Source organism: Nocardia farcinica (genome assembly GCF_029867845.1).
Taxonomy (GTDB): Bacteria; Actinomycetota; Actinomycetes; order Mycobacteriales; family Mycobacteriaceae; genus Nocardia; species Nocardia farcinica_A.
The window spans coordinates 1-10,778 of sequence record NZ_JARWRU010000533.1 but is presented as its reverse complement, the minus strand read 5'-3'; the positions used below and the strand labels follow the sequence as shown (position 1 = coordinate 10,778).

Here is a 10,778-nt window from a genome sequence, read left to right as displayed (position 1 = left end):
CTGCCCGCCTGGGTGTTCCTGGCAGCGATCCTGGCCGCGCTCGCCCCGCTCACTGTCGGGTACCGGCACGAGTTCCACGGCGAATGCCCCACCCTCTGCTACACCCGGCAACCCGTTGAGGGCCCCACCCCGCACGGGCTGCGAGTCGGTGGCCGTTGGCATCGCGTCGCCCGCCTCGTCCACCGCCTCGCCTGGGTGCTCATCACTGTGGCCGCGGTGGCGGTGCTCGTGAACTGGGCGACCGGGTACGGCGACCGCATCGCGGCAGTCGCTTTCCCCTTGTGGCTCCTCGTGTTCGGTGGCGAGCTGTACGCCGACCAGCGGCACACCCGTTCGTGGTGCCCGATCTGCTGGCGGCGTCGCGGCTGGGACGACGACGACCACACCCACATCCCGGACCCCGACCCGTCCACCGCCGCCCACCCCCACTAACCCGCTGAGGGGCCCCGCATCTCCACCCGTGAGAGGCGGGCCCCTCCCCCACATCAGGAGAACCCATGACCGAGCAGACGGAACCGACCGAACGCCTCGACCGCGTAACCGATGAGCAGTTGCGGTGCTGCACGAGCACTCCCCAGGATCTCGACTTCTGGCCCGAGGATCGGGCGATGCGGTTGATGGCCGCCGAACTGATCGAGTGGCGCGGACTGCGTGCCCGGATCACGGCCCGGTTGGAGAAGCACCGCACCAGCTCCACCGTGAACATCCACACCGGCGAGTACAAGAACCCCGCCCGGCGCGGCTACGACATGGCACTCACCGAAGTGCTCGCCATCATCGACGCCATCGCCGAGGAGAACCCCCATGTCTGAGCAGACCGTCTTGTGCGAGTGCGGGCACCGCCGCGCCACCCACCTGCATCGCCGCGACAAGTGCATGAGCCCCGGCCCCCTCGGCCGCGGCTGCCACTGCACCCAGTTCACCCAAGGCAGTGTCACCACCCCACCCACGAGGAAGGCCCGCACATGAGCGCCCTCAACGAAGGTGCCGTGTACCGCAACAACACCACCGCTGAGGGGGAGGAGTATCGGGTCACCCTGATCCGCCGCATCCGCAACCACGGCGGCTGGACACTCGGCCCCCTGCAACACCTGCCCGCCCCCGTCATCGGCGAGATCTGGTTGGCGCGGTTGCACTGCGAAGGCTTAGAGCAGTATCCCGACCCGGAAATCCTGGTCACCCCCGAAGGGTTGACCGCCCGCGGATTCACCCCCATCGCCGAGGAGGCCGGCCTGTGAGCGAGCCCGACCGTATCGCTGAACTGGTGGACCTGTCGTTGCGGCGGGGCCAGTTGCGTGGCGACTACCACCCGCCCGAATCCGATCCGCTGCCGCCCGTGCTGCGTGCCATGCCCGAGCCGATGCCCGAGCTGCGGCCCGGCCTGTTCGGACTGATCGCCGACGCAGCCACCGCCATCTACCACTGCCTGCGGAAAGGGAACCGATGACCACACACGAGTTGCATTACATCATCACGCTCACCTTCAACAACCAGACCGGAGGCAGCAACACCTACACGCTCGAAGGCGTCTACACCGCCATCGGCACCCGGCGCGATCGGGCCTACCAGGATGTCATCGAACACGCCAAGACGAAGTTCGGCATGGCTCCCACCCAGCAGTTCAGCGTGCTCTTCTTCTCCCTCGAACCGCTCCACATCGACATCAACCCCACCCCGCCAAGTGCCGCCGAGGACAAGTCATGAGCGACCGCAACACCAACGCCGAGGCCCGAACCATCGCATGGGCCACCTACCGGAAGGCGTACGGGGTGAGTGCTGCCGCCCTCAACGAAGCACACAAGGCGTTCCTTGCTGGCTGGGATGCCCGCGGTGAAGGCATCGAGGAAGGGGTGCAGCGGTGACCAAGGCGCCCAAGCCTGTGACCCCGGTGGTGCTGCTGCCGGGCGGGAACATCGCCTACCGGATGCCCTGCTGGTGGCGGGAGATCGGCCCCGACGGACAGGACTACGGCAACCTCCTCACCCTCCCGTGCGACGCGATCCCGATGGCTCCCGTACTCGCCAGCGCTCCCGTCTATGAGCACTGGTCCGAATCCGCCGACCGCATCAGCAGCGGCACCCGCCTCCTCCTCGGCGAAGGCGACGACGGCAACTGGTACGTACGCCACCTGTTCCGCGACACCTACCGTCGCGCCTCCTGGTGGAACCCGCACCACTGGTTCGCCTACCTGGGGTCACGGATCACCCGCCGCCTCGTCTGGCTCGAACGCGCCGGGGTGGCCGAGTGAGCACGCAAACCAGCGAGCGCGTGGACAGCATCGCGCACCTCACCTTCACACCTGAATGCGCCATCAAAGTTGAGGGCTGCACCGACGCCGCCGAGTACTGGACGGACTGGCATGGGCACGACGACGCCGTAGCTTGCTCCGCTTGCGTCGCGAGCGAACGCCGCCATTTCGAGAGCTGCCGTGAAGACGATGGCCTCGTCGAGTGTGGTGAATGCTTGAAGCGGTTCGCGACTTTCGAGCAAGGGATGTCGGTGGTGCCGCTGTGAGCGCACGATCGGGGGCGGCTCGTGAGCTGGGATGAGTGGGTGCCGTTCTGCGACTGCGGGCACGACAAAGAGACACACCGGCGCGGCGGTAGTGGTCGCTGCGCCGGCCTCGACTCATACAGCGTTGCATGCGAGTGCCCCAGCTACGAATGCGCCGACGATGACGAGCGTGACGAGGAGGCCGTGGTGGATCTGCTGACCAGCGAGCACCATCGCAAGCTCGCCGCCCTCGCCGCCGAGGAAGAGGACCATTGATATGGAAGTGCACCTGACGAAGCTGGCGTTGACCCGGAACGCGAGACGCCTCACCCTCGACAGCCAAGCCATGCACCGCACCATCGCCTACGCGGCAGGTGAACGCACCCTGTGGGCGCTCCCGTCCCCGCACCAGTTGATCGTGCAGTCCGGCCACCCGATCGACACCGCCAAGCTCGACGGGCTCGTCGCCGAACACCACACCAACGCCCGACGCACCAGGCACGCCATCGGCGTGCGCCTGCACCTCGCGTTGATCGCCAACCCGACCCGCCAAGAATTCACGCACGACACACGCGGGAAACGCCACCCCATCCCCGCCGACGACATCCCCGACTGGGTGACCCGCAAACTCGGTGACGCTGTCAACCTCCACACCATCGACGTGACCCCACTCGGCGGACGACACGGGCGACGGCACAGCGACCGCGTCACACATCATCTGGCCGCCATCCACGCCACCGGCACCGTCACCAACCCAGACCTGCTGGAAAACCTCATCATCACCGGAGTCGGGCGCGCGAAAGCGTACGGCGCCGGACTCCTCCTCACCCGTGAGATCCCCGCATGACCGCCGCCGTGGACCTGGTGTGGCAGCTCGCCGGAAACCCGGAGCTGATCCCGTCAGCAGACGCCCTGCTCGCCGATCATCCCGCGATATGCGCGATCTCCGGCGCCTGGTGTGAACGCACCGCCGACGCAGGCAAAGCCCTCGGCAGCAACTTCACCGACCCATCCCTGTGGCGCACCGGCAGCGGACGAGTCGGGCCCGCTGCACTGTGGTGCTGCTCCGGCAAAGGACTCGGCACCCTACGCCTGTGGTCGATCATCGCAGCCCCCGGCGAAACACTGCCGGCGTCACACGAAAAGGCGTACGTGCAAGACCGGCCCGGCCTGTGTCTCACCAACCGCGCCGACCCTGCCCCCATCACCGCGATCCTCGCCGACCCGCCGGAAGGGGAATGGCTGGTGACGGTCGCAGTGTCCGGGCAAAAACATGTCCTGCCGTACGGGACCGTCAATCGTGGGCGCGGACGGTGGACGGTGCGGATGGAGACCGTGAACGTCACCGCCACCCCCACCCAGTGGCGGGACGTGCACGCCCATGCCCTCGCATTGCGTCGCATGGGTGTATCCGGTGACGACATCCTCACCGGGCATCCACCGGCCTCGGTGAAAACCCGGGCCGCGCTCGACCAGTGGCGCACCCACGCCACCCCCCTCACCCCCTACCAGCAGTCCCCTCTGCTGGAGCTGGCCCTCTGGACGATCACGAAAGAGACCATGAAATGACCGACACCACCATGGATCTGGTCGATGTGAGTATCGACCTGCTGTCCGCCCTTCTCGACTCCGCCAGCACAGACGTCATCGGCGTCGCCAACTGGTGGCATCGCGCCCAAACCGCTCTGGAAACCGGCGCCGCCGGCGGAGAGAACGCCGGGCACGCCATCACCATCGCCGCCCGCAAACTCCAGATCGACACCCTGTCGGAGAAATCCGCCAAAACGGTCGCTCGTGTCGCCCCCATCCTCGACACGCACTGGGCCGACTGGGTGGAGACGATCGCCCGTGAATCCGTGTACATCGTCGCCCTGACCCGCGTCACCCGCTCCGAGAAGAAAGCAGCCACGAAATGACCGCCCTCACCCCTGCCCTGCACGCCCCGATCCCGGTCACCATCACCCTCACCACCCCCCTGCATCACGGCGCCGGAAACTCCGGTAACACCGCCCTGCTGCGCAGCGAGACCGTGATCCAGCCGGACGGCACCCAAGCCCAGGTTCCGTTCGTGTCTGCGAACTCGGTCCGGCACGGTCTGCGTAACGCTCTCGCCTGGCATCTCGCCACCACCCTCGACTTGCCGGACGGGTCTCTGTCCAAGCCCGTCGTCGACCTGCTGTGGTCCGGTGGTGCAGTCACCTCCACCGGCGCCCAAACCAATCTGGAACTCCCCCGCAAGATCGAGGCTGTCCTGCCGATGCTGGGCCTGCTCGGGTACGCGGCCCAATCCGACATCATCTCCGGCACCCTGCGGGTCGACCCGCTGATCCTCGTGTGCCGCGAGAACGCCTGGCGCCTGCCCCCCACCGCCGCCGCCCTGCCCCATGCCGGTAAGGGTGCCGCCGCCTACCGTGGTGAGGAATTCGGTACCCGCCACGACGTGTCCGGCACCCCCGTCGACCGGTACCTCGACATCGCTGCCGATCTCACCGGCACCACCCAGATGATCTACGACCTTCAGGTGCTGAAAGCGGGCGCTGTCCTGTCGGGTGGCTTCGGGCTGACCCCTGCCGCCACTTCCACCCATCGGCGTGTGCTCGAAGCAGCGCTCGCCCTGTGGGCGCCCGGTGGGCGCGTGCATTTGGCGGCGAAGAACGCGGTCGGGTTCGGGCAAGGCAGCATCACCGGCCTGCCCGACACCAGCGACTCGCTGACCTGGTGGACCAGTCATCTGGTCGAGAACGCCGACGACGTGCGCGCCCTGCTCAGCGAGATCGCCGGATGAGTACCCCGTTGCAGGTGGTGGCCGTCATCGACGGCCCCGCTGTCGGGGTGGACACGCACCCGTTCATGCTGGACGGGCCGCTGGCGTGGGTGGCGTGGCAGCGGTCCGGGCTGCCCATGGACACCAGCGACCCGGTCGATTTCGATCTCCCCCTCGGGCGCTGGGAGATCGGCGGCACATGGGGATGGCAGTGCTCGGCCGGTGTCCTCGATGTCGCCGCCCACACCGCAGGCCAGATGCGGCGCAAGCCTGCCACCGCCGAGATGTCCCGCTACACCCGCGACCGCAAGCATCATTGCGGGCTCGGACCGCACAAGGCGCGTGACACCACCCTCGCAGTCGTGTGGCTCCACACGATCACCTGGCAGCTCACCAGCATCGACCAGCCGACGCTGGAGGGGATGCTCACCGACATCACCCATCTCGGTAAGCACTACAGCCGCGGCTACGGGCGGGTGCGGGAATGGCAGATCACTGACGGTGTACCGGACGGGTGGCGCGCTCGCCCACTGCCCTCCCCGACAGGCAGCCTCCAAGGAGTGCGGCCCCCCTACCATCACCTGTCACGGAAGGTGGTGTGCACTTGAGCAACCCGCGTCTCAACCTGGGCCCGTTCGGGCAGGCGTTCGCTGTGAACATGAGGGTGATCCGCAAAGCGCGCGGACTCACCCTCACGCAGGTGCGTGACCGCTTGGAAGCCGCGGGGCATCACCTCACGCACGACCAGCTGATTCGGATCGAAGCTGGGCAGCGGCATGCGACCGTCGACGACATCGGTCATATCGCGGCGGTGCTGAAAGCGCCCGCGATGGGGATGCTGCTGCCGCGAGATGTCGTGTCGGTGCCGCGTCGATCGCGGGGGCGGGTGGCATGCTGATCACTTCTCCCCGGCACAGTCCCGCCGACCTGGCGGCATGGGAGCGGCTGGAGAAATACGACCGGCGCCTGGCCGCCACCGCGCGCCTCGACCGGCTCGCCGACCACTCCATTACCGTCATCGACCAGTTCGCTGCTGCTGGCGGCGGATACGTGTCCACCTCGTGGGGGAAGGACTCCACCGTCCTGGTCGACCTTTTCGCCCAGTCCGACGCTGTCACCCGCATGCCGGTGGTGTGGGTCAGGCTGGAGACGTGGGAGAACCCGGATTGCCTGCTCGTGCGGGACCAGATGCTCGCCCGGCACCCGCACCTGCGGTACGAGGAGATCACCACCGCCGCCACCTCGCGACGCTGGTGGCAGGACGCTGACGGGCACCAGGACTCCGCGCGCTCCACCCGTGGCGGATTCGCTCAAGCCGAGAAGAAGTTCGGGCGCCGCCACATCTCCGGTGTCCGCGCTGAGGAATCCCGTATCCGGGCGATGGTGCACGCCCGGTGGGGGGAGGCCGGCCCGTACGCCTGCCGCCCGATCAGCGTGTGGGAAGCCACCGATGTTTTCGCGCACCTGTACAAGCATGACCTGCCGGTGCATCCCGCGTACGGCTGCTCGTTCGGGGGGCAGTTGGATCGGCGGTGGCTGCGGGTGTCGGCGCTCGGCGGGACACGCGGCTCGGACAAGTCCCGCGCGGAGTGGGAGCAGCACTACTACCCGGAGATAGTCGGCCCGGACGCTCCGGCGAGAAAGGCACATCCATGAGGACTCTGCGTGATGGGGAGCTGACCCACGGTGTGGACCCCGCCGACTACCCGGATTACACGGTGCACGGTGTCTATCCGTGGACGGTGCTGGACGGTCGTGCTGGGGAGTGGCAGGCGCGAAAGAAGTGGTGGCGTGGGCTGCCGTGCGATGAGACCGGCGGCCGGGATGAGCATCTGCTGCTCGGTGCTCGCTCGTCGGAGCGGCATCGTCGCATCTCCGGTGGTACGAGCCGGTTCGATCCGATGCTCGCGGAGGTGCTGATCACCTGGTACACCCCACCGGGCGGGCTGATCGTGGACCCGTTCGCTGGGGGCGCGGTGCGCGGTGTGGTCGCTGACCGGCTCGGCCGCCACTATGTGGGGATCGATTTGTCGGAGCGGCAGGCGGCCGCGAATCGGGAGGTGTCGCAGGGCGGGCTGGCACGATGGGTGACCGGTGATGCGGTCGCGGAAATGTCCACCATGCCGGACGGTAGCGCGGATGCGGTGCTGACGTGCCCGCCGTATCACTGCGCGGAGCGCTACAGCGATGATCCGCGGGATTTGTCGGTGATGAGCTGGGCGGAGCATCTGGCTGCTGTGGAGGCGGTCGCTGTCGATGCGTATCGGGTGCTGGCCGATGACCGGTTCTTGGTGTGGGTGACCGGGGACCTGCGGGGCCCGGACGGGCATCTGCGGCAGTTGCCTGAGCACACCGCCCGCCTGCTGGTGGGGGCGGGGTTCCGGCCGGTGAATCATCACATTCTGGTGACGCCGGTCGGGACGATGTATCGGATGCTGCGCAGGTGGTGGACGAATACGTCGTCGGCGGGGCGGGTGCATCAGCATGTGTGGGTGATGGTGAAGGGGGATCGGAGGAGGGCGACAGCGGCGGCGCGGGGTGGGGGGACACCCCCATCAGCTGTTTTGTAGCGAACTTGACATTCCGCGTAGCTCGCTACACACTAGGGCATGACACAGATGATCGAGATGAAGGGCGCGGACTACGTCGCCGCGTGGCCGCACGGCATCGCCCGCAAGTTCGGCCTCAGCGTCGAATACGTCGCGACGGCCATCAACACCATGTTCGCCACCGCCCGGCTCAGTCAGTTCGCGTTCTACGACACCCACCCGGAAGAGCGTGAGCGCGCCCTCCACGTCGTCGGCGGGCTCACCCCCGACCAAGCCAAGCAGGTCATCGCCGAGCTGAAGCGCATCAAGCACGAGATCGCCGAGCGGCAGAGGACACACTGCCACTCCTGCGGACTCCCGCTGCGCGACGGCGAATGCGAGCAGTGCGGAGAGCCGCTGTGACGACGCCACGCACCATCCTCGAAAACATCGCTGAAGCCGTCCACGCCATCGCCAACACCACCGCCCGACGTGATGACCTGATCCGTCAGGCCGTCGCCGAGGGCGTGTCAGTCACCAAGATCGCCAAGGCCGCCAACCTCTCCCGTGAGCGGATCTACCAGATCGACCGCTCCCCCGTCGAGCAGCGGCTCCGTGAAAGCCCGACCTACCGCCGCATTCTGGGCGGCTAACTACACAGACACGCGAAAATCGGCCCTCGACCACCCTATACAGGGGGTCGAGGGCCGAATTTTATGATCCGAGTGCGCACCACACCATCCACATGTATGATGGTCATACACCGAGCGGGAGACGGACCCGCACCCGAGACCGGAGGACACCATGACCACCTGGACCATCACCCACCCCGCCGGCGGCGCCCACATCACCACCGACGCCACCGAAGCCCGCGAAATCATTGACCACATCACCAGCACCGGCGTCGCCCCCACCGTCGAGATCGCCGACGCCCCCGACGCTGACACCTACACCATCACCGTCACCGAGGCCCGCCAGCGCGCCAACGCCATGCCCCGCCCCCGCTTCGAAGCCACCATCACCGACCCCGTCACCGGCGGCACCGTCGACACCGGCCCCTGCTGGACCGAGCAGGAGGCCCGTGACCGCGCCGCTGCCCTCATCGACGGCCGCCGCACCGGCACCTTCTTCACCGAGCTGGCCCGGTTCGCCGCGAACCGCGCCGCCCTCGCAGCTGAGCAGGCAGCCGCTGCCAAGGCTGCCGCCCCCCAGCCCCGAACCGAATCCGCCCCCCAGTCCCCGAGCCGGGCCCCCCAAGCCCCCACCCCCCCGAAAGGACAAAAAAAAAGCCCACAAAGCACGGGCCGCCCCCCCCCCCCCGGCGGGGGCCCCCCCCCCGCGACGGATCGAGCCGTCCCCCTCACCCGGAAGGAACCGGATGCAAACCCTGCTCGCCAACCCGGCAGCCCTACCCGCTGCCCTCGCCCGAGTCCAAACCGTCGCCGCCGCATGGCGCGCCGCCTACGAAGACGGCCTGCACGACGGTGACCCCACCCCCGAACAGCATGACGCCGAAGCCGCAGCGTTCGCGGCAGGCGCCACCGAAGCACAGGTAGCCGCAGCCTGGGACCGAGGCATCCACTGGGGCACCACATTCGAGGAGACCCCCGCGTGAACCGACGCACCGCCGCCGCACTCGAAGCGATCGAGTTCGTAGACGAACTGCCCCCGAGACAGTTCCGTCTGACCCGCGACGAGATCGACTACCACCGGATCGCGAAGAAGCTCCGCACCCGCCCCGGCCAGTGGGCTCGCATCCCCACCGCCACCGGGATCACGAGCACCTTCCTCTCCGCGGTCAATCGGGGGACGGGGCCTGCCGCTTTCCGTGGCGGGGAATTCGAGTACGAGAACCGCAACGGTGAAGCCTTCCTCCGCTACACCGGACCCACCCAAGATCAGGAGACAAGCGCATGACCGAGACCGATTGTGTCGAGCTGGACCGGGACGCGATGACGAATGCCGACATGGCGTTCATGCACTCAGCGCAGTCCACGACAGCGGAGCGGATGCGGGATGCCGTGGTCGCCTACCTGCATGCAGTCGAGTACGCCGAACACACGGCCTACGACGGGATGCGCATCTACCCCAGCCTCACCGAAACCCTCGCCGCTGTCGCTGAATGGCGTGAACAGCAGGCCCGCGCATGAGCGACCACACTGCGGCCCTGCTCGAAGCCTGCCGGTTCGCCCGCCGTCACGGCATCGAGATCCGAGACCCGGAGGACTTCGCTGTCCAGTCCCGCCCGCCCGGCATCCACGCCGTGTACGTGGACGCTGATGCCGCTGTGGTGGTTGTCATCCCCACTGGGGGCGAACCGACGTTCGGGCTGGCCGATCTGGACTGGCTCCACTTCCCCGACCACGTGAACGGCACCGAGGACTGTGCCGCCGAGTGCGGGCCACGCCGACCCCAGACGATCGTCCACCTGCCCGGCGACGAGGAGGCCAACACGTGACGCTGATCGAACTGCCCCAAGGTGTCGAGCTGCGCCCCGAGTTCGGAGGCGGATACGCCGCCATCCCCATCGACGGCCTGCCCGGCTGCTATGAGGGACTGACGGGATGGATCGAATTCCAGTGGCCCGGCTACACCCTCGATGATTACGCCAACGAGGGTGTGCGCCGCGCGTGGTGGCGTGCCCGTGAAGAGATCATGGACGCGCTCGCCGATGATGAGCGGCCGGTGTTCCCACCCGAACTGGAGTGGGATGCCTACCCACCCACCGAGTACGGCATCGGTGACACCCCGCAACAAGTGATGGCGCATCCCGCGCTGGAGTGGGTGCGCACCGACCCCCGTGACTTCATCGTGGTGTTCACCGAGGTACGCCGCGAAGACCAGCCCCCACGGGACGGTTGGCGATTCCACAAGCACGGCGACTACATCGGCGTGCACAACGTGGAGTGGGAGTACCTGGCCGAACAGGACGGCGAACGCGGGGAACGCATCGACTCCGTCGTCATGTACCACGTCATTCACGTGCAGCCGAA

At 67.7% G+C, this 10,778-nt stretch carries 25 protein-coding genes; all 25 read left to right on the top strand.

Going from position 1 to position 10,778, the window contains the following annotated elements:
• The coding region (locus QH283_RS11610; RefSeq protein WP_280503018.1) for a hypothetical protein at positions 1–432 on the top strand (432 nt) is incomplete at its 5' end.
• Between the two features lie 65 nt (positions 433–497).
• On the top strand, positions 498–812 hold the full coding sequence (locus tag QH283_RS11605; protein WP_280503017.1) for a hypothetical protein: 315 nt from the start codon (positions 498–500) through the stop codon (positions 810–812).
• On the top strand, positions 805–969 hold the full coding sequence (locus tag QH283_RS11600; protein WP_280503016.1) for a hypothetical protein: 165 nt from the start codon (positions 805–807) through the stop codon (positions 967–969). The genes QH283_RS11605 and QH283_RS11600 overlap by 8 nt, the downstream gene beginning before the upstream one ends.
• Positions 966–1,238, top strand: coding sequence for a hypothetical protein (locus QH283_RS11595; protein ID WP_280503015.1), 273 nt, complete (start codon positions 966–968; stop codon positions 1,236–1,238). The genes QH283_RS11600 and QH283_RS11595 overlap by 4 nt, the downstream gene beginning before the upstream one ends.
• Positions 1,235–1,447, top strand: a complete 213-nt coding sequence (locus QH283_RS11590) for a hypothetical protein (protein ID WP_280503014.1) — start codon at positions 1,235–1,237, stop codon at positions 1,445–1,447. The genes QH283_RS11595 and QH283_RS11590 overlap by 4 nt, the downstream gene beginning before the upstream one ends.
• Entirely contained in the window at positions 1,444–1,704 is a 261-nt protein-coding gene (locus QH283_RS11585) for a hypothetical protein (RefSeq protein WP_280503013.1), read from the top strand. Before QH283_RS11590 ends, QH283_RS11585 begins: the two co-directional genes overlap by 4 nt.
• On the top strand, positions 1,701–1,862 hold the full coding sequence (locus QH283_RS11580) for a hypothetical protein (RefSeq protein ID WP_280503012.1): 162 nt from the start codon (positions 1,701–1,703) through the stop codon (positions 1,860–1,862). The genes QH283_RS11585 and QH283_RS11580 overlap by 4 nt, the downstream gene beginning before the upstream one ends.
• The gene (locus QH283_RS11575; protein ID WP_280503011.1) at positions 1,859–2,248 is read left to right on the top strand and encodes a hypothetical protein; all 390 of its coding nucleotides are present in this window, start codon (positions 1,859–1,861) and stop codon (positions 2,246–2,248) included. Before QH283_RS11580 ends, QH283_RS11575 begins: the two co-directional genes overlap by 4 nt.
• A complete protein-coding gene (locus tag QH283_RS11570; RefSeq protein ID WP_280503010.1) occupies positions 2,245–2,514 on the top strand; it encodes a hypothetical protein in 270 nt (89 codons plus the stop codon). The genes QH283_RS11575 and QH283_RS11570 overlap by 4 nt, the downstream gene beginning before the upstream one ends.
• 21 nt (positions 2,515–2,535) lie before the next feature.
• Positions 2,536–2,769: a hypothetical protein gene (locus QH283_RS11565; RefSeq protein WP_280503009.1), complete on the top strand. Its 234-nt coding sequence runs from the start codon at positions 2,536–2,538 to the stop codon at positions 2,767–2,769.
• Between the two features lies 1 nt (position 2,770).
• Complete coding sequence (locus QH283_RS11560) at positions 2,771–3,340, top strand: type I-E CRISPR-associated protein Cas6/Cse3/CasE (protein WP_280503008.1); 570 nt, start codon at positions 2,771–2,773, stop codon at positions 3,338–3,340.
• Positions 3,337–4,062: a hypothetical protein gene (locus QH283_RS11555; RefSeq protein WP_280503007.1), complete on the top strand. Its 726-nt coding sequence runs from the start codon at positions 3,337–3,339 to the stop codon at positions 4,060–4,062. The genes QH283_RS11560 and QH283_RS11555 overlap by 4 nt, the downstream gene beginning before the upstream one ends.
• Positions 4,059–4,409, top strand: coding sequence for a hypothetical protein (locus tag QH283_RS11550; protein ID WP_280503006.1), 351 nt, complete (start codon positions 4,059–4,061; stop codon positions 4,407–4,409). Before QH283_RS11555 ends, QH283_RS11550 begins: the two co-directional genes overlap by 4 nt.
• On the top strand, positions 4,406–5,278 hold the full coding sequence (locus tag QH283_RS11545; RefSeq protein ID WP_280503005.1) for a hypothetical protein: 873 nt from the start codon (positions 4,406–4,408) through the stop codon (positions 5,276–5,278). The genes QH283_RS11550 and QH283_RS11545 overlap by 4 nt, the downstream gene beginning before the upstream one ends.
• On the top strand, positions 5,275–5,865 hold the full coding sequence (locus QH283_RS11540; RefSeq protein WP_280503004.1) for a hypothetical protein: 591 nt from the start codon (positions 5,275–5,277) through the stop codon (positions 5,863–5,865). The genes QH283_RS11545 and QH283_RS11540 overlap by 4 nt, the downstream gene beginning before the upstream one ends.
• Positions 5,862–6,155 carry a helix-turn-helix domain-containing protein gene (locus QH283_RS11535; RefSeq protein ID WP_280503003.1) on the top strand — a complete coding sequence of 98 codons (294 nt, stop codon included), beginning with the start codon at positions 5,862–5,864 and terminating at the stop codon, positions 6,153–6,155. The genes QH283_RS11540 and QH283_RS11535 overlap by 4 nt, the downstream gene beginning before the upstream one ends.
• Positions 6,149–6,913 (top strand): phosphoadenosine phosphosulfate reductase family protein, encoded by a 765-nt coding sequence (locus QH283_RS11530; protein WP_280503002.1) that lies wholly within the window; start codon positions 6,149–6,151, stop codon positions 6,911–6,913. The genes QH283_RS11535 and QH283_RS11530 overlap by 7 nt, the downstream gene beginning before the upstream one ends.
• Entirely contained in the window at positions 6,910–7,827 is a 918-nt protein-coding gene (locus QH283_RS11525) for a DNA methyltransferase (protein ID WP_280503001.1), read from the top strand. Before QH283_RS11530 ends, QH283_RS11525 begins: the two co-directional genes overlap by 4 nt.
• 39 nt (positions 7,828–7,866) lie before the next feature.
• Positions 7,867–8,208, top strand: a complete 342-nt coding sequence (locus QH283_RS11520) for a hypothetical protein (RefSeq protein ID WP_280503000.1) — start codon at positions 7,867–7,869, stop codon at positions 8,206–8,208.
• Entirely contained in the window at positions 8,205–8,438 is a 234-nt protein-coding gene (locus QH283_RS11515; RefSeq protein WP_280502999.1) for a hypothetical protein, read from the top strand. Before QH283_RS11520 ends, QH283_RS11515 begins: the two co-directional genes overlap by 4 nt.
• A gap of 151 nt (positions 8,439–8,589) precedes the next feature.
• Positions 8,590–9,273 carry a hypothetical protein gene (locus QH283_RS11510; RefSeq protein ID WP_280502998.1) on the top strand — a complete coding sequence of 228 codons (684 nt, stop codon included), beginning with the start codon at positions 8,590–8,592 and terminating at the stop codon, positions 9,271–9,273.
• A 123-nt stretch (positions 9,274–9,396) separates the two neighbouring features.
• A complete protein-coding gene (locus QH283_RS11505; protein ID WP_280502997.1) occupies positions 9,397–9,702 on the top strand; it encodes a hypothetical protein in 306 nt (101 codons plus the stop codon).
• On the top strand, positions 9,699–9,935 hold the full coding sequence (locus tag QH283_RS11500) for a hypothetical protein (protein ID WP_280502996.1): 237 nt from the start codon (positions 9,699–9,701) through the stop codon (positions 9,933–9,935). The genes QH283_RS11505 and QH283_RS11500 overlap by 4 nt, the downstream gene beginning before the upstream one ends.
• Positions 9,932–10,243, top strand: a complete 312-nt coding sequence (locus QH283_RS11495; RefSeq protein WP_280502995.1) for a hypothetical protein — start codon at positions 9,932–9,934, stop codon at positions 10,241–10,243. Before QH283_RS11500 ends, QH283_RS11495 begins: the two co-directional genes overlap by 4 nt.
• On the top strand, positions 10,240–10,778 hold a 539-nt coding region (locus tag QH283_RS11490; RefSeq protein ID WP_280502994.1), incomplete at its 3' end, for a hypothetical protein. The genes QH283_RS11495 and QH283_RS11490, both read left to right, overlap by 4 nt.